At 47.5% G+C, this 16,301-nt stretch carries 14 protein-coding genes; 8 read left to right on the forward strand and 6 right to left on the reverse strand.

Translation table 11 applies throughout. The features are described from left to right. Positions 1 to 64 precede the first annotated feature (64 nt). The 3 genes from ACFO8Q_RS21655 to nikC all read left to right on the forward strand — a co-directional run bounded on the left by ACFO8Q_RS21655 (position 65) and on the right by nikC (position 3,701). On the forward strand, positions 65 to 1,687 hold the full coding sequence (locus ACFO8Q_RS21655; protein ID WP_380029033.1) for an ABC transporter substrate-binding protein: 1,623 nt from the start codon (positions 65 to 67) through the stop codon (positions 1,685 to 1,687). An 87-nt stretch (positions 1,688 to 1,774) separates the two neighbouring features. Then, complete coding sequence (locus ACFO8Q_RS21660; RefSeq protein ID WP_380029007.1) at positions 1,775 to 2,779, forward strand: ABC transporter permease; 1,005 nt, start codon at positions 1,775 to 1,777, stop codon at positions 2,777 to 2,779. A 16-nt stretch (positions 2,780 to 2,795) separates the two neighbouring features. Beyond that, a complete protein-coding gene (gene nikC, locus ACFO8Q_RS21665) occupies positions 2,796 to 3,701 on the forward strand; it encodes a nickel transporter permease (protein WP_380029009.1) in 906 nt (301 codons plus the stop codon). A 618-nt stretch (positions 3,702 to 4,319) separates the two neighbouring features. Here the strand turns inward: nikC and ACFO8Q_RS21670 are convergent. Continuing rightward, complete coding sequence (locus ACFO8Q_RS21670; RefSeq protein WP_380029011.1) at positions 4,320 to 4,529, reverse strand: hypothetical protein; 210 nt, start codon at positions 4,527 to 4,529, stop codon at positions 4,320 to 4,322. 153 nt (positions 4,530 to 4,682) lie between these two features. Between ACFO8Q_RS21670 and polA the strand changes: the two genes are divergently transcribed. Genes polA through ACFO8Q_RS21695 form a run of 5 tightly spaced genes read left to right on the forward strand, consistent with a single transcriptional unit; the run spans position 4,683 to position 10,102 of the window. Continuing rightward, positions 4,683 to 7,331, forward strand: coding sequence for a DNA polymerase I (gene polA, locus ACFO8Q_RS21675; RefSeq protein WP_380029013.1), 2,649 nt, complete (start codon positions 4,683 to 4,685; stop codon positions 7,329 to 7,331). A gap of 37 nt (positions 7,332 to 7,368) precedes the next feature. Further along, positions 7,369 to 8,208, forward strand: coding sequence for a DNA-formamidopyrimidine glycosylase (gene mutM / locus ACFO8Q_RS21680; protein ID WP_380029015.1), 840 nt, complete (start codon positions 7,369 to 7,371; stop codon positions 8,206 to 8,208). Positions 8,209 to 8,258: 50 nt separating this feature from the next. Further along, the gene (ytaF, locus tag ACFO8Q_RS21685; RefSeq protein ID WP_380029018.1) at positions 8,259 to 8,948 is read left to right on the forward strand and encodes a sporulation membrane protein YtaF; all 690 of its coding nucleotides are present in this window, start codon (positions 8,259 to 8,261) and stop codon (positions 8,946 to 8,948) included. 12 nt (positions 8,949 to 8,960) lie between these two features. Next, on the forward strand, positions 8,961 to 9,560 hold the full coding sequence (gene coaE, locus ACFO8Q_RS21690) for a dephospho-CoA kinase (RefSeq protein WP_380029020.1): 600 nt from the start codon (positions 8,961 to 8,963) through the stop codon (positions 9,558 to 9,560). Continuing rightward, on the forward strand, positions 9,557 to 10,102 hold the full coding sequence (locus tag ACFO8Q_RS21695; RefSeq protein WP_380029022.1) for a lytic transglycosylase domain-containing protein: 546 nt from the start codon (positions 9,557 to 9,559) through the stop codon (positions 10,100 to 10,102). The genes coaE and ACFO8Q_RS21695 overlap by 4 nt, the downstream gene beginning before the upstream one ends. Positions 10,103 to 10,180: 78 nt before the next feature. On the opposite strand, the gene ACFO8Q_RS21700 is transcribed toward ACFO8Q_RS21695, so the two are convergent. The 5 genes from ACFO8Q_RS21700 to ACFO8Q_RS21720 form a co-directional block, all read right to left on the reverse strand. Then, a complete protein-coding gene (locus ACFO8Q_RS21700) occupies positions 10,181 to 11,701 on the reverse strand; it encodes a solute symporter family protein (protein ID WP_380029025.1) in 1,521 nt (506 codons plus the stop codon). Then, complete coding sequence (locus ACFO8Q_RS21705) at positions 11,698 to 12,072, reverse strand: DUF485 domain-containing protein (protein WP_380029027.1); 375 nt, start codon at positions 12,070 to 12,072, stop codon at positions 11,698 to 11,700. The genes ACFO8Q_RS21700 and ACFO8Q_RS21705 overlap by 4 nt, the downstream gene beginning before the upstream one ends. 158 nt (positions 12,073 to 12,230) lie before the next feature. Further along, a complete protein-coding gene (locus ACFO8Q_RS21710; protein WP_380029029.1) occupies positions 12,231 to 13,004 on the reverse strand; it encodes a LytR/AlgR family response regulator transcription factor in 774 nt (257 codons plus the stop codon). A 22-nt stretch (positions 13,005 to 13,026) separates the two neighbouring features. Further along, complete coding sequence (locus ACFO8Q_RS21715; protein ID WP_380029031.1) at positions 13,027 to 14,763, reverse strand: LytS/YhcK type 5TM receptor domain-containing protein; 1,737 nt, start codon at positions 14,761 to 14,763, stop codon at positions 13,027 to 13,029. Further along, positions 14,751 to 16,298 (reverse strand): solute symporter family protein, encoded by a 1,548-nt coding sequence (locus ACFO8Q_RS21720; protein WP_380029035.1) that lies wholly within the window; start codon positions 16,296 to 16,298, stop codon positions 14,751 to 14,753. Before ACFO8Q_RS21720 ends, ACFO8Q_RS21715 begins: the two co-directional genes overlap by 13 nt. Between the last annotated feature and the right edge of the window lie 3 nt (positions 16,299 to 16,301).

A 16,301-nucleotide genomic window follows, 5' to 3' on the forward strand; every position in this document is an offset into this window, starting at 1 on the left:
CTCAAGGTTAACGGATTTCATTCCGTTTTGTGCCTTGAGCGAAGCGAAAGGAATGGGTATAAAAATGAAAAAAGCAATAAAAATGCTTGGAGTTGCAGCACTGGCTGGATCGCTGGTATTGGCAGGCTGCAGCAGCAAACCGGCTTCCGAATCTAATACTGCCAAGAAGCCTTCTTCCGGCACATTGATTTACGGTCGCGGAGGTGACAGTGTCTCTCTCGATCCGCACAACGTAACGGATGGTGAATCCTTCCGTGTAACTGAGAACATTTATGATGGTCTCGTCGATTACGAAAAAGAAAATACAAAGATTGTTCCTTCACTTGCCACCAAGTGGTCAACTTCCGAAGACGGCAAGACCTGGACATTCGAACTGCGTAAAGACGTGAAGTTCCATGACGGTACGGACTTTAATGCAGATGCGGTTGTCTATAACTTCGAGCGGATGTGGGACAAAAATCACCCGCAGCATAAAGGAGATTTCTCTTACTTCCACGACATGTTCGGCGGATTTAAGGGTGAAGAAGGCAGTGTAATTCAAGAAATTAAGAAAGTTGACAGCCATACGGTTCAGTTTAAGTTAAAAGAGCCGCAAGCTCCGTTCCTCGCGAACCTTGGGATGTCGACGTTTGCCATTATCAGCCCGGAGGCTCTGAAAAAGCACGGTGATAAAATCGGAGAAAACCCGGTTGGAACCGGTCCGTTCAAGTTTAAAGAGTGGAAACGGAACGATTCGATTACCGTGGAGAAGAATGACAAGTACTGGCAGCAGGGACTTCCAAAACTGGATAAAGCTATATTCAAAGTCATTCCCGACAATACAGCCCGCCTGACTGCACTTAAAGCCGGTGAAATCGACATCATGGATGGATTGAACCCATCTGATGTGAACCAAGTAAAAGGGGACAGCAGGCTGCAAATTCTGCTTCGTCCTTCGATGAACGTGGGTTATCTGTCACTGAATAACACGAAAAAGCCGTTTGACAATCCGAAAGTTCGTCAAGCGGTCAGCATGGCCGTAAATAAAAAAGGATTGATCGACGCGTTCTTTGCCGGTCTGGCTGAACCTGCTAAAAACCCGTTGCCGCCGTCGCTCTGGGGCTATAACAAAGACATTAAAGACTATGAGTACAATCCGGAAAAAGCGAAGCAACTGCTTGCTGAAGCCGGATTCCCGAACGGATTTGAGACAGAGTTCTGGGCAATGCCTGTTGCTCGTCCCTACATGCCGCAACCGCAAAAGATTGCAGAGGCAATTCAAGCGGATCTGGCGAAGATTGGAATTAAGACCAAGATCGTTTCCTTCGAGTGGGCAACTTACCTGAAGAAGACGAAGAACGGGGAACATCCGATGGCTCTGCTCGGGTGGACTGGGGATAATGGGGATCCCGACAACTTCCTGTATGTTCTGTTAGACAAGAACAATGCAAATCCTCCGGCTGCACAAAACATCTCGTTGTACAAGAGCGACAAAGTCCATGACCTGCTGGTCAAAGCACAAACCACGTCCGATCAGGCGGTTCGTGCAAAACTCTATGAAGATGCTCAGAAGTTCATTCATGAGGATGCACCAATGGTACCGCTTGTTCATACGACCCCGCCGCTTGCGGCTTCTAAAGCAGTAAAAGGGTATCAGCCGCATCCGAAAGGATCGGAAAGTCTTGTTGATGTATCGATTGAAAAGTAAATCTTAGATCCATAACAAGGGGCATGTGTCTCATCCATGCCCCAGTATTATACCTACGAGCTCTTGGGTTATTGAGGTGGTTAAGAAATGCTATCGTATGCTGCGCGTCGCTTATTGCAACTCATTCCTGTACTCCTCGGAATGTCGATTATTGTTTTTTCAATTATTCGTGCAATTCCCGGCGACCCAGCGCTGGTTATTTTGGGGGAACGGGCAACACCTGAAGCTTTGCAGGAGTTACGATTGCAGCTCGGGTTGGACAAGCCTCTTATCACCCAGTATTTCAGTTATTTGCAAAGTGTATTGTCCGGAGATTTGGGATGGTCACTTCGTTCGAAAGTACCAATTTTGGAAGAATTGGGGCCTTATCTGACTGCAACAATTGAGCTGACGCTTGTAAGTATTCTCATTGCGGTTGTGGTTGGTGTTAACGCAGGAATTATTGCCGCATGGAAGAAAGCTTCCTGGTTTGACTATATTGCAATGCTGATCGCGTTGATTGGGGTATCGATGCCGATTTTCTGGTTAGGTTTGATGGAACAATGGATGTTTGCGGAAAAATTGGGTTGGCTGCCATCCACGGGACGGGTGAATCCGCGGGAGCCGATTGAAGCGATTACCGGTCTTTATCTGTTGGATACAATTCTACAAGGCAACTGGACTGGTTTCTGGGATGTTCTGAAGCACTTGATTTTGCCGGGTATCGCACTTGGCACAATCCCGATGGCGATTATTGCCAGGATGACTCGTTCGAGCATGCTGGAAGTGATGAAATCCGATTATGTTCGAACTGCCCGCGCAAAAGGATTATCCGAATTCTGGGTGATCTATAAACATGCACTGAAAAATGCATTCGCGCCTGTAATGACAGTGATTGGATTGCAGATCGGGCATTTGCTTGGCGGAGCCATTCTCACGGAGACGATTTTCGGTTGGCCGGGAATCGGAAGATATATCTACGATGCGATCGCATTCCGGGATTATCCGGTGATTCAATCAGGAATTTTGGTAGTGTCGGCAATATTCGTGCTGATCAATCTGCTGGTCGATTTGCTGTATGCATGGTTGGATCCTCGTATCCAATACAAATAAGGGTGGGGGTAGACAGATGAATCCAACACTACAGACCAATAACGGAACCCTCCGTATCGGATACAAAGGCACATCCCCGTGGTATGAAGCGTGGAAACGCCTTCGGAAACAAAAATCCGCCCTCATCGGCTTAGGCATGATTTTGTTCTTTATCCTGGTGGGGATATTCGCCCCGCTCATAGCTCCTGAACCTTATGATCCGGCCAACCCTGTGTATAACCCAACCAACGGCTTGCAGCCTCCAAGTGAAAAACATTGGCTGGGAACCGACGATTTGGGACGTGACATCTTCAGCCGTATCCTGCACGGCGCTCGCATTTCGTTGTGGGTCGGTTTCGTGTCTGTTGCCGGTTCGATCGTTGTGGGAACCGCTCTTGGTTTGATCTCCGGGTATTATGGAAAATGGGCGGACACGCTGATCTCCAGGCTATTTGATATCATGTTGGCTTTTCCAAGTATCCTCCTTGCAATTGCAATTGTGGCGGTACTAGGTCCGAGTTTGTCTAACGCTCTTCTAGCCATCGCAATCATCAACGTTCCCACATATGGACGGCTTGTTCGTTCCCGAGTCCTAAGTGTCAAGGAAGAAGAGTATATTACCGCTGCACGTGTGATCGGGATGTCCAATTCAAGAATTTTGTTTCAACATGTTCTGCCGAATTGTATGGCACCTATTATCGTACAAGGAACTTTGGGAATTGCGACAGCGATTATCGAGGCCGCCGCGTTGAGCTTCTTGGGGCTTGGTGCACAAGCTCCGCAGCCTGAATGGGGCAAAATGTTGTCTGATGCCCGTCCTTATTTAACCACGGCACCGTGGACCATGATTTTCCCGGGAATCGCAATCATGCTCACAGTCCTAGGGTTTAACATGTTTGGAGACGGTTTGCGGGATGCGTTAGATCCCAAAATGAAACAGTAAGGGACAAACTGATAGGGATAAAGTCTTAAGTAGTTAGTGACTCAGTGTCTTCCTGAGTTTCTGCTGGAGTCTGGGCAAAAACACTGTGATTAATAACTAGCACCCTCTATGTAGACAAGGTTAAATAAAACCCCTATCGAATGTCTACATAGGGGAATTTCTTATCTAAGAAGGGATCTCGTCATCATCTTTTATGATTCTATAATTTGATGCGAAAAGGTGGTGTAACCTACTATGATAAAAGGGTTGTACGAAGTTCATTTACCAGTTGGCGACTTGGATCGATCCATTGAATAGGGTTACAGCTTGCTTTTCAAGATGAAGACACAGCTTTTTTTTGGATCATTCCACAGAAAAGCTGGATTGGGTTATGGAAGACTCAAATGTCCAAAGATCGGGAACCAACAAGTTTTCCTCCGAATGGACGTCACGTCGCATTTGAAGTAGAGTTTAATGATATAAAGAACGCTGAAGATTGGCTTGCTGAACGTGGAATTTCCGTAAGTCAACATGGAAGTCTCGCCCCCATAGAACCTTATGTTAGACCTCATCAGCAAAATGCTTCCGTATACTTTGATGATCCTGATGGAAATCGTCTTGAATTTATCTGTAATCTACCTAACGGCCTTTTTCGCCACGAAGTTTGATCAAAATGTCTTTACCCTCCACATCCTTTGCTGGTAAATCAAATGTTGAACTCACTTGCCACTTGTTTTCAGCTTCTTTCACAGTTGCTTTCTGTTTGTTTTCATTTAAATTGACATGCTGAGTGTTCGAACATCCTGTCACAGCCACAATTAACAGAATCGAGCTCAAGAGCATTTTCACAATAAATCACCTCATTAGATAGACGCGGCAGAATGGAAAATGGTTACCCGTTTTCAATTAAAGCTGATTCTTATGTTACAATAGTTTAAGAAAAGTTTCGGCAGGTGCGCCTGAATCCAGGCGCAAATTTTCCTTTGATCGGGGTGGAGAGGATTGAGCGATAAGAAAAAACTGATCCTGATTGACGGGAACAGTATCACATACAGGGCGTTTTTTGCCCTGCCGTTGTTATCGACCGCAAGCGGCAGACACACAAATGCGGCATTCGGCTTTACGATGATGCTTCTCAGGCTCTTGCAGGATGAACAGCCGACACATGTTGCAGTGGCGTTTGATAAGGGGAAAACCACGTTTCGCACCGAAATGTTTACGGAATATAAAGGCACACGGGACAAGACCCCGGGGGAATTATCGGAACAGTTTCCGATTGTACGGGACGTTTTGGATGCTTTCGGGATCGCGTATGTTGAAAAAGAAGGATATGAAGCGGATGACATTATCGGTACTTTGGCGCGGCAAGCGGAAGAGAACGGCTATGAAACGCTTGTCGTATCAGGGGATAAGGACTTGCTTCAATTAGTGTCCGAGCGTGTGCAAGCGATCCTGACCCGTAAGGGGATTACGGAAACGGAACGCTACGACATCGCGAAAGTAAGTGAACGGTACGGACTTACTCCGCAGCAGATTATCGACTTAAAAGGCCTTATGGGCGACACGTCCGATAATATCCCCGGGATTCCGGGTGTCGGGGAGAAGACGGCACTGAAACTGCTTCACGAGTTTTCCTCGGTGGAAGCGGTTCTTGACAATGCGGACAAGGTATCCGGCAAGAAGCTGCAGGAGAAATTGGTGGAACACCGTGAGAGTGCTCTCTTGTCCAAAAAATTGGCCACCATTTTTACGGAAGTCCCAATGGATCTCTCGATCGATCAGCTTGCCTATAAGGGCTACGACACATCCCGGGTCATGGAAACTTTTAAACAATACGAGTTTAAATCCCTGGTCAACAAATTGGCTGCAGAGGAAGGGGAAGCCCCGGCGGTGGAAAACCGTCCCACGGTGGAATTGCCGGTCGAAATTGTTGCTGTGGATCAGCTTTCGAACGTTTTGGCCGAGCTTCCGGAGGACGCGGGGATCCACATCGATTTCGCCGGAACCTATCACCAGGCGGAGCTCAATGGAATTGCGTTGGGAGCACCGGACCGTGCTTGGTATTTGCCATTGGATGGCGGGGAACTACCGGATGATTTCAAGTCCTTTTTTGAGAATGGGGACAAGCATAAGGTATTTTTTGATGTTAAGGCAGCGGTGTATATGCTGCGTGGTCGGAAAATCGATCTGGACCGCAACACATTTGATGTCCTGCTGGGAAGCTACTTATTGAATCCGCAGGATGGCACACCGAAACTTGAGGATATCATTTCCCGGGAGTTAGACTGGTCGATTCCCGTTCTGCCGAAAGCTGACAAGAAAACTGCCGGACCTACGCTTGAGGAACGAGCCGATTTTTACGGAAAAGTGGCGGCTGCCCTGTCAAATCTCCAATCAAAACTGGATGCCGAGCTGCGTAAACAGGAAGTGTATTCTTTATATCAGGATCTCGAGCTGCCGCTCGCTTATGTGTTGGCGGATATGGAATACCAGGGGATCAAGGTTGATACTGACCGACTGCGGGAGATTGGGGCCGAACTGGAGAAGAACATTGATCGGCTGACCAAAGAAATCTATGAGTTGGCGGGTACGGAATTCAATATCAATTCACCGAAACAGATGGGTGAAATCCTGTTTGACAAGTTGGGGCTGCCGACGCAGAAGAAGACAAAGACCGGCTATTCCACTTCGGCCGATGTACTGGAAAAATTGGCCCCCTACTCGGAGATTGTTCAGAAGATCCTCCACTTCCGTCAACTTGGAAAGCTGCAATCGACGTATGTAGAAGGTCTGCTCAAAGTTGTACGCGCAGAAACAGGGAAAGTCCATACCAGCTTTAACCAGGCGACCACTGCTACAGGGAGACTGTCATCCACCGAACCAAATCTGCAAAATATCCCGATTCGGATGGAAGAGGGACGCCGATTGCGGCAGGTATTCGTTCCAAGTGAAACGGGTTGGAAGATTCTTGCTGCTGATTATTCCCAGATTGAATTGAGAATCCTCGCCCATATTTCGGGAGATGAGACCCTGATCGATGCGTTTGTAAAGGATATGGACATTCACACCCGCACCGCAAGTGATGTATTTGAAGTGCCGTTAGAGCAAGTAACGTCCGATATGCGTCGTGCCGCCAAAGCGGTGAATTTCGGGATTGTCTACGGGATCTCCGATTACGGACTTTCCCAGAATCTGAACATCCCCCGGAAGCAGGCGGCCGAGTTTATCGAGAATTATTTTGCAAAATTCCCGGGTGTAAAGAAATACATGGATGAAGTAGTTGTACAGGCGCGAAAGGACGGGTTTGTCACAACCTTGTTAAATCGCCGCCGCTATTTGCCGGATCTCCATGCTTCGAACTATAACATCCGAAGTTTTGCGGAACGGGCGGCCCAAAATACAAGGGTTCAAGGTTCAGCCGCCGATATTATCAAACTGGCGATGAATCAAATTGCAGATGAACTGAAGAAACGTGGACTGAAGAGCCGCATGCTGCTTCAGGTGCATGACGAATTGGTGTTTGAAGTGCCGGAAGAGGAATTGGATACAATGAAAACTTTGGTGCCTGAAATCATGGAAAACGCGATCGAACTGGACGTGCCGCTGAAAGCGGATGTTTCGTTCGGTGCCACCTGGTATGACGCGAAGTAGAGGTGCCTGCGACGAGTGGGTAATGGGGGGATAGTACTTGCCGGAATTGCCGGAGGTTGAAACAGTCAGACGAAGTTTGGAAGCATTGGTAGTCGGAAAAACAATCCGAGATGTTATTGTGAGCCTGCCGCGCATGATTCGGACCCCGGATGATGCGGAGCAATTCCGGCAGATGCTCCGCGGACAAATAATTGAGCGAGTAGGTCGGCGGGGAAAGTTTCTTTTACTCGAAACAGGACCTTATACGCTGGTCTCCCATTTGCGAATGGAAGGGCGTTACGGGGTCTATCAGCAGGAAGATCCGATCGAGAAGCATACACATGTGATCTTTCAATTTACGGATGGCACTGAGCTGCGGTATAAGGATGTACGTCAATTTGGCACGTTTGACCTGCTGACAAGAGGGGATTTTTCAGCGGTTCGCGGGCTTCGAAAAATCGGCCCCGAGCCGTTGGAAGCCGCATTTACCCCCGAAGGTTTGCGCAAGAGCTTGCAGAGGCGAACCGGAAAAATTAAAGCGCTGCTGCTTGACCAGGATCTTGTCGCGGGGATCGGCAATATCTACGCCGATGAAGCGCTGTTCCAAGCAGGTATTCACCCGGAGTGTCTCGGAAAGAATTTAACGAAGGAACAATGCGAGAAACTCCATAAAGCCATTGTGGATGTACTGTCGTTATCTGTGGAGTTGGGCGGTTCCTCGGTAAAATCTTACGTCAATGGATTCGGCAAATCAGGTGAGTTCCAATATCGGCTGAAAGTCTATGGAAAAGACAAGGCTCCTTGTCCAAACTGCGGAACTGCTATTGAGAAAATTCGTGTGGGAGGCCGGGGAACCCATTTTTGTCTTCAGTGTCAACCAATGTTTAAGTCACTTTGAGTGTCCTCTCCTCATACACTGCGATATGCAACTGTGTGGGAGGAGAAGATATGGAATTGATATCGCTATTTATACTTGCATTTGCAGTCAGCCTTGACGGGTTTGGAGTTGGCATCACTTACGGACTGCGGGGGATCCGTTTTCCCTGGTGGTCCCTTTTGGTCGTCACCCTGCTTTGTGCATCTGCCATCCTGGTTTCCATGGGCCTTGGCGGATTCATTGTTCAGTTTATGTCGCCGGCAGGAGCCAAGGTAACCGGAGCATGTATTCTGATCTTAATCGGGTCTTGGGCGATCTATCACCTTCTTGTGCGAAAGAACGAGGATGAGGAAGACAGAAACTCGCACAGAGCCCCCGTGGGAACAGACGGGCTTGGAAGAGAAATATCGAGGGAGCCCCGTGTTTTTTACGTCGAACTTAAAAAGCTGGGCCTTGTGATCCAGATTTTAAAGACGCCGTCGGTTGCCGATATGGACCGCTCGGGATCTATCAGTACAGGCGAAGCTCTCCTGTTGGGGGTGGCGTTGTCGATGGATGCATTCGGTGCGGGAGTGGGGGCTTCGATGATCGGTTATCCCGCTGTCGTCACTGCAGTTACAATTTCTTTGATGAGTTTGCTTTTTATAGGAATGGGATTAAAAGTTGGACATAAATATGCAGAAATACCATTTGTCCGCCGGATTGCTTTTTTGCCCGGCCTGATTTTAATCCTGATCGGATTGACCAAGATGTTTTCCTGAGGAGATCGAATGATGATCGTAGGATTGACTGGTGGCATTGCCACAGGGAAGAGCACCGTGTCGAGCATGTTTAGGCAATTGGGAGCCCCCATTGTGGATGCAGATGTGATTGCCCGCTTGGTGGTGGAACCGGATCGTCCAGCTTGGCGCGATCTGGTTGCCCATTTTGGCGAGGGAATTTTACTTCCTGACCGCTCGATTGATCGAGTCAAACTCGGCAGTATCGTGTTTTCGGATGTGTCGCAGCGAGACAAGCTCAACCGGATTGTTCACCCGCGTGTGAGGGAGGAATCCAGCCGGCAGATCGCCCTTCATTTGGAGAAGGATCCAAAGCGGCCGGTGATCCAAGATGTCCCGCTGTTGATTGAGACAGGTCTCTATAAACAAATGGACAAGGTGATCCTCGTCTATGTGGATGAAGAAACTCAATTGAAGCGGCTGATGGAACGGAATGCAATGACGGAGGAGGAAGCGATCAAGAGGATTCGTGCTCAAATGCCGATTGAGGAGAAGCGGCGGTATGCCGATTATCTGATTGACAATCGGGGCACATTGGAGGAGACACGAGTCCAAGTTGAGCGGATTTGGGAGGAGTTGAGGAAACTGGCGTGAAAAAAAGGTATGTGCTCTTCGGGGTTCTGCTGGTGATCCTGGTAACCACTCTCGGGTCCAGGCAGATTTTAAAGTTGATGTATCCGCTGTATCACTATGAAGTAATTGAACAAAGCGCCAATACGTTCAATGTCGATCCGATGCTGGTCGCAGCGATTGTGCGTGTGGAGAGCAAGTTTAAGGAAACGAATGTATCACGGGCGGGAGCGATTGGATTAATGCAGCTCATGCCGGACACCGCGGAGTGGATTGCGAATCAAAGTGGGCTTGCCTACAACAGTCCGCAGGATTTGGCTCAGCCGCAGGTGAATATCCGATTGGGCAGCTGGTATGTAGCGTATTTGGAAAGGCGCTTTAACGGGAACCGAATTGCTGCGATTGCAGCTTACAACTCCGGGCCGAGCCGGGTTGACAATTGGCTTAAGGACGGAACCTGGGATGGGACACTGGAGAATCTGAATCAAATCCCGGTGGGAGAAACCCGTCATTTTGTACAACGGGTCCTCTACAATTATGAGCGTTATAAAGAGATCTATACATAGAAAAGACCGGCCGCTACGGAACGAATTCCGCTTGGGTCGGTCTTTTTGGTTGCTTGCAGACAGTTGTTGTACTGAGAATTAACTTAACTGCTTAATACCGGTATTCGCTTGAACAAAGATTTTCGTGTGGTTGTCTTCCTCAGCTTTTGCAGCAGTAGAGCTTAAAACAGTGCCGAGATAAGCGGCAATGAATCCAAGCGGTATCGATATGATCGCTGGGCTTTTTAAAGGGAAAATTGCATCTGCAGGTGACATCACGTTCGGACTGAGTAAAATCAATCCGACAGAGCTTATAAGACCGGACAACATTGCGGTAACGGCTCCAGTTGTGTTAAATCTTTTCCAGAAAATTGTCAACACAATAACCGGCAAGTTGGCACTGGCTGCCACGCAAAACGCCAGAGCGACGAGATAGGAAACGTTAAAATCTCTTGCACCCAAAGCCAGAAGGATCGAGAAGACCGCGATGCCAACAGAAGCCCAACGGGCAGCCTTCATCTGCTCCGCTTCGGTTGCTTGTCCTTTCCGCAGTACATTGGAATAGAAATCGTGTGCAAATGCGCTTGCAGCCGAGATCACCAGTCCGGCCACCACTGCCAGGATTGTGGCAAAGGCGACAGCCGAGATAAATGCGAGGAAGATGTCCCCTCCGAGATAGGCAGCCAGCTGCGGGGCAGCCAAGTTCCCTGCCGCATTCGCTTTTTTGATTGCGTCAGTTCCGACAAAATAGGCTGCTCCGTAACCGAGAATCGGCGTCATCAGATAAAACAGCCCGATGACCCAAGTGGCAATGACGATTGATTTGCGAGCGGTCCTGGCGTCAGGTACGGAAAGGAAACGAATCAGAATGTGCGGCAAGCCTGCTGTGCCAAGCACCAACGCAAGATTCAAAGAGATTGAGTCCAATCCAGCTTTGAAGGTGGTAGGTGCAGGTGGGGTGACTGCTTTGTCGCCTATTTTGGCAGCAACTTGGTTAAACAATTCAACAGGGCTGAAGTTGAAGTGAGCCAGTACCATTAATGACAGGGTGATGGTTCCCCCCATGAGAAGAACGGCTTTCACAATCTGAACCCAAGTGGTAGCCAGCATCCCGCCAGCCACAACGTAGATTGTCATTAAGATGCCGATGATGATTACCGATGTCGAATAATCAAAACCAAGCAGCAGCTTGATAATTACACCGGCACCAACCAGTTGAGCAATCATATAAAACGTACTGATTGCCAGCGTGTTAAGCGCGGCCGCAGAACGAATCGCCTTCGTATTAAAGCGGGCTGCGATCATGTCGGCCATGGTGTATTTTCCAAGATTCCGCAACGGTTCGGCGACGATCAGCAGAACGACCAGATAGGCAACCAGGTAACCAATCGAATAAAAGAAGCCTGAAAATCCGTTTAATGCGATTGCCCCTGCGATTCCGAGGAAGGAAGCGGCGGACATATAATCACCCGCTATCGCAAGCCCATTTTGCCAACCGGTGATGTTACCGCCGGCTACATAAAACTCGCTGGTAGATTTATTCTTTTTCGCTGCAAAATAGGTGATCAAAAGAGTAAGAGCAATAATGCCTACGAAAAATGAAAATGCGGTTGTATTCATGTAACCTTTCCTCCTTTTTCCATTATTTCCTGTTTTAATTTCTCAATCTGTTCGTCAAACCGCTTGGCTTTCTTTACGTAGAGATGGCATAGGCCCCAAGTCATAACAAACTGCGCAAAAGCATACACGTATGCCCAGGTGACGGCGCCAATCGCCTTGCCATTGAGTACGGTTGTAAAAGCGGTTAGAACCGGAAGCGTAAAGTAAAATACAATAAAGAAAATAGTAGATGAAACGATAAAGGATCTCTTTTGCCGGATCAGTTCTTGAAAGACTCCTGACTGAGCGACCCGGTGCCATTCTGTCGTTACGGTCGCTTGCTTCTTGTGAGTGCCGGAAGCGCTTACACTTGAGTTGACGTTTGAAAGCATTCCCTTATCCCCTTTCGCTTTCAGTGCGTTGGAATATTCTAAATTCAAAATCAGTGTAAAACAAAAGTTCGGACTTTTGTAACGAAAGTCGTAAAATGTTGTTTTCTTTGTCTGAAATGTCGAATTCCATGTTTATCTTGTCAGGATTGATTCTTCGTTTATTGTTTCAGAATCGCAAACAGTGTCTTGGCAGCAGTGCGGCTGACCGGAATTTTCGTTTTTTCTTTGTTCTTCAATATAATGTTATAGGCTCCGTTAAACCAGGGGGTAATCTCATTGATATAATCCAAATTTACCAAATAGCTTCGATGCGGACGAAAAAATGGAAACCCCTTCACCTTTTCTTCAAGTTCCTGTAACGTCATTCTTGTTTGAATTTTTTCTTTTGGTGTATAGATTTCAATAAACCTTTCTGTTCGCATCGCGTATTGGATAACGTCAGGAGTTAGCACAACAACTTTTTCACCATCGTCTATGAGCAGTTTAGAGCTGCGCGGAGGCTGGAAGGACATCTGCGCAGAGGGTCCGTTCGACAACTTGTCCCGTTCAAGTAAGAAATGTTTAAGAACTCGTGTAATCGCCATATTTAAACGTTCAATATCATAAGGCTTTAAAAGGTAATCAACCGCTTCCACCCCGAAAGCTTCAATCGCATACTCGTCATATGCGGTGGTAAAAACGAACAGCGGAGTCCTTTCACCGGTTTTATTGGCAAGAGCAACCAATTCCCGGGCCACTTCCATACCCGACATTAGTGGCATCTCAATGTCCAAAAAAATCACATCCGGGCGATATTGATGGTACAGTTCCAACAGCTGCCTGCCATTTTCCGCACTGGGACAAAGAATAAAATCTTCGCGCTCCTGGATCAGATAAGCCAATTCCTCCCGTGCCAACCGCTCGTCTTCCGCAATCATGGCCCGAATCTTCATGATAATCACCTCCAACTTTGGGTTACGAATACGGGATTCGAAATGAAATGGAGCAGCCTCCGGATGACACATTTTTGATTTGGAGGGCCGACCTCATCCCCAATAAACCGATTAAGCGCTGATTTACGTTATAAAGACCAATTCCATTGCCTTCTCCGCTTTCAATTGGCTCTTTTCCCAATGTGTCAATAATCGCCTCGGGGATGCCAATTCCATTATCCCATATTTCAACTTCGACATGTTCCTCCTTTTTATGGATTTTCAGTTCGATCCTGCCCCCAATCGGGACATGCTTGAGTCCATGCTTAATGCTGTTTTCCACCAGAGGTTGCAGGGTGAAAGGCGGAATCAAGGCTGTTTCGGTCCCTTGGTCAACCTGGCATTCGATCGTCAGCTGATCGGCAAATCGCACTTTCACGATTTCGATGTAGGCATATAGATGTTTCATTTCCTCTTCCAGGCGAATCAACGGAGACGTGGTTGCCTTTAAATTGAGCCGCATAAAACGGCCCAATTGGACGATGAGATGTCGGGCCAATTCGGGATTCACACGGATCGATGCAGAAATAAGGTTGAGTGTATTAAAGAGAAAGTGCGGATGGGCTTGTGCCTGCAGGTTCCGCAGTTCCGTTTCGCGCAGAAGAGTTTTCATTTTTTCTGCCGCCGCAACATCCAACTGGTTCGAGACCAATTTTCCCAAACCTTGTGCGATTGCAATTTCCACAGCTCTTAATTGTTGCGGATGTTGAAAATACAACTTTAGCAGTCCGACTACTTCCCCCGATTGACGTAGAGGTACAATAATTGCCGAATGTAATGGGCAATCTGGCTGGATGCACTGAATTTGTTCACGGTTTACCGCAATTTGGATTTCACCGATGGTTAATGCGGTATGGGACAAGTGCGTTTGCAGCATTTCTCCCTGTTTATGATGATCGGAGCCAAGCCCGATGTGGGCCAAAACCTGGTGCTTGTTTGTAATCGACACTGCGGCAATCTTCAATTCATTTTGCAGCAATCGAGCGATGTCGGCAGCGGTTTCGATCCCCAAACCTTGTTTCAGATGAGGCAAGGCCTCCTCCGCAATCCGTAACGCCCGTTGTGTTTCCATTGCAGCTCCTTGCTCCTGTTCACTGAGAGCGACCCGAATCATGGTTGTAAAAATCGCAATCGCTATACTGTTCGTGATCACTAGGGGTAACCCAATCGTATTCACGAGTGCAGCCGATTTTTCAGGTGTGGTCGTAAAAATCAATAAGAGTCCCATGTGTAAAATTGGCGGAAACATCCCGATAAACATCGCTTTGGCCGGAGCAATGAAACGTTCCTGCGAGAAAAAACGGGCCGTTAGCCCTGCCAGTATTCCGGCTATAGGATGGATGATACTGCTTGCGAACGCCACTTCTCCCAGAAAAAAGCAGACATACGAACCGGTGATGGCTCCTGCACCGAAACCTACAAACGGACCCCCTAATAATCCGGCGATCACGATAAATATCAATGCAGATCCAACGAGTGTTTCTACCTGAATCAGTTTCGATTCGAACGAGTGAGGAATAGTGCTTGCCTCATCCAGTAACTCACCGAATTGAATTCCTATAACGGCGAATGTTCCGAAAATCATGGAGTGAAAAACAACTGTTTCCCAACTGATTTTTCGGTCCAATAAATAGCGGAACAATGAAACACGAGTCAGCATGAAAGCCAGAATCAACATCAAACCAACCCGCTCAAACAAATATACAGTCAGTTCTCCCATCGACCGGCCTCCTGTGTTGGATTTGTTTGAATTCCGGTCTGTGAGTGGACAAATATTCTTAGAAATCCTTCCTCATCAACGGGCTGTTTGGAAAACACCGTACCTGCCAAGGCCCCCAGGAAACTGAGAGGAATCACTAGAATACCGGGATAATTCAGGTTCCCAAAAAGAACAAAAATCAAGGATGCCGCCATTCCGGTTATCATTCCTGTTATCGCTCCCGCAGAATTGAAACGCTTCCAATATAATGTAAATAAAAGAAGCGGCAAATTGGTTGAAGCGGCAACTACAAATGCAACTGACACAGGAAATGCCACATTGATGTTTTTCATGCTTAACGATAAAAGAATTGAAATAAGACCGATAACGGCTGCGGCTGCCTTTGCTATTTGCAATTGGGCTGCCTCTGATGCTGTCCCTTTCTTCAGACAATGATTGTACACGTCATGCGAAAATGAACATGCAGCCGAGAGCAGTAAGCCGGTTACAACCGCCAAAATCGTCGCGAATGCAACGGCCGAAATAAACGCCATAAAGAAGTCTCCCCCTAATGCGGAAGCAAGCATTGGAGCGGCCAAATTGCCTGACGGGTCAACAGAAACCAGGTGGCTCCATCCTACAAAACAGACGGTACCCAACCCCAAAATCAGTGTGATCAAATAAAATATCCCTACTATCCAAGTCGCCGTTATCACTGATTTACGTACAGCCTGTGCGTCCTTTACAGTAAAAAAACGGTTTAAAATATGCGGCAATCCGGCTGTTCCCAAGACGAGAGAAAAGATAAGCGACAATGTTTCCAGTGGGCTGGTAAAGAGATTTCCCGGGTTGAAAAACTGCGCTCCATAGGGATTCGTTTCTTTCACTCGTTCAAACAGGCTGAATACGTTCCAATCGAATCGAGACAATACGATCATCGAGATCAGAACAGTTCCGGACATAAGCAAAACCGTTTTTATAATCTGTATCCAGGAAGTGGAAACCATTCCCCCGAAAACGACGTACAGGGTCATCAAAATACCGGTAACCAGTACGGCGAACGTGTAGTTGATGCCGAGCAACAAGTGAATAAGAAGACCTGCAGCAACCAGCTGTGGAACCATATATAAAACAGAAATGAGAATCGTATTTAACGAAATTATGAATCGGAGCCTGTTCGACGGAAAGCGTGCATAGATTACATCGCCGAGAGTGAATTTCCCTAAATGGCGAATGGGCTCTGCTATAAGCAGAAGGAGAAAATAGGAAACCAGAAAGCCGATCGAATAAAGAAAACCGTCAAAGCCGTGTATCGCAATAGCCCCTGTGATTCCCAAAAAAGAGGCTGCACTGATAAAGTCACCCGCAATTGCCAATCCATTCTGGGTGCCGGTCAGACTTCCTGCGGCAGAATAGAATTGAGGTGCGGATGTTCCTCTCTTGGCTGACCAATAGCTAATTACTATTGTCCCGATAAGAATGGCAGTAAAAAGTCTGAAATCCTTAGCAAATGCACGTATCCAAGAAAAAGCGCATACCAAATAAGCCGTACACAAGAC

The organism is Effusibacillus consociatus (assembly GCF_042652925.1).
In the GTDB taxonomy this organism is placed as follows: domain Bacteria; phylum Bacillota; class Bacilli; order Tumebacillales; family Effusibacillaceae; genus Effusibacillus; species Effusibacillus consociatus.

Coding starts and splice junctions, on each gene's coding strand:
- ACFO8Q_RS21655 (WP_380029033.1), top strand. CDS start 65: ATGAAAAAAGCAATAAAAATGCTTGGAGTTGCAGCACTGGCTGGATCG.
- coaE (WP_380029020.1), top strand. CDS start 8,961: ATGATCGTAGGATTGACTGGTGGCATTGCCACAGGGAAGAGCACCGTG.
- ytaF (WP_380029018.1), top strand. CDS start 8,259: ATGGAATTGATATCGCTATTTATACTTGCATTTGCAGTCAGCCTTGAC.
- ACFO8Q_RS21710 (WP_380029029.1), bottom strand. CDS start 13,004: ATGAAGATTCGGGCCATGATTGCGGAAGACGAGCGGTTGGCACGGGAG.
- ACFO8Q_RS21660 (WP_380029007.1), top strand. CDS start 1,775: ATGCTATCGTATGCTGCGCGTCGCTTATTGCAACTCATTCCTGTACTC.
- ACFO8Q_RS21715 (WP_380029031.1), bottom strand. CDS start 14,763: ATGGGAGAACTGACTGTATATTTGTTTGAGCGGGTTGGTTTGATGTTG.
- ACFO8Q_RS21700 (WP_380029025.1), bottom strand. CDS start 11,701: ATGAATACAACCGCATTTTCATTTTTCGTAGGCATTATTGCTCTTACT.
- ACFO8Q_RS21705 (WP_380029027.1), bottom strand. CDS start 12,072: ATGCTTTCAAACGTCAACTCAAGTGTAAGCGCTTCCGGCACTCACAAG.
- nikC (WP_380029009.1), top strand. CDS start 2,796: ATGAATCCAACACTACAGACCAATAACGGAACCCTCCGTATCGGATAC.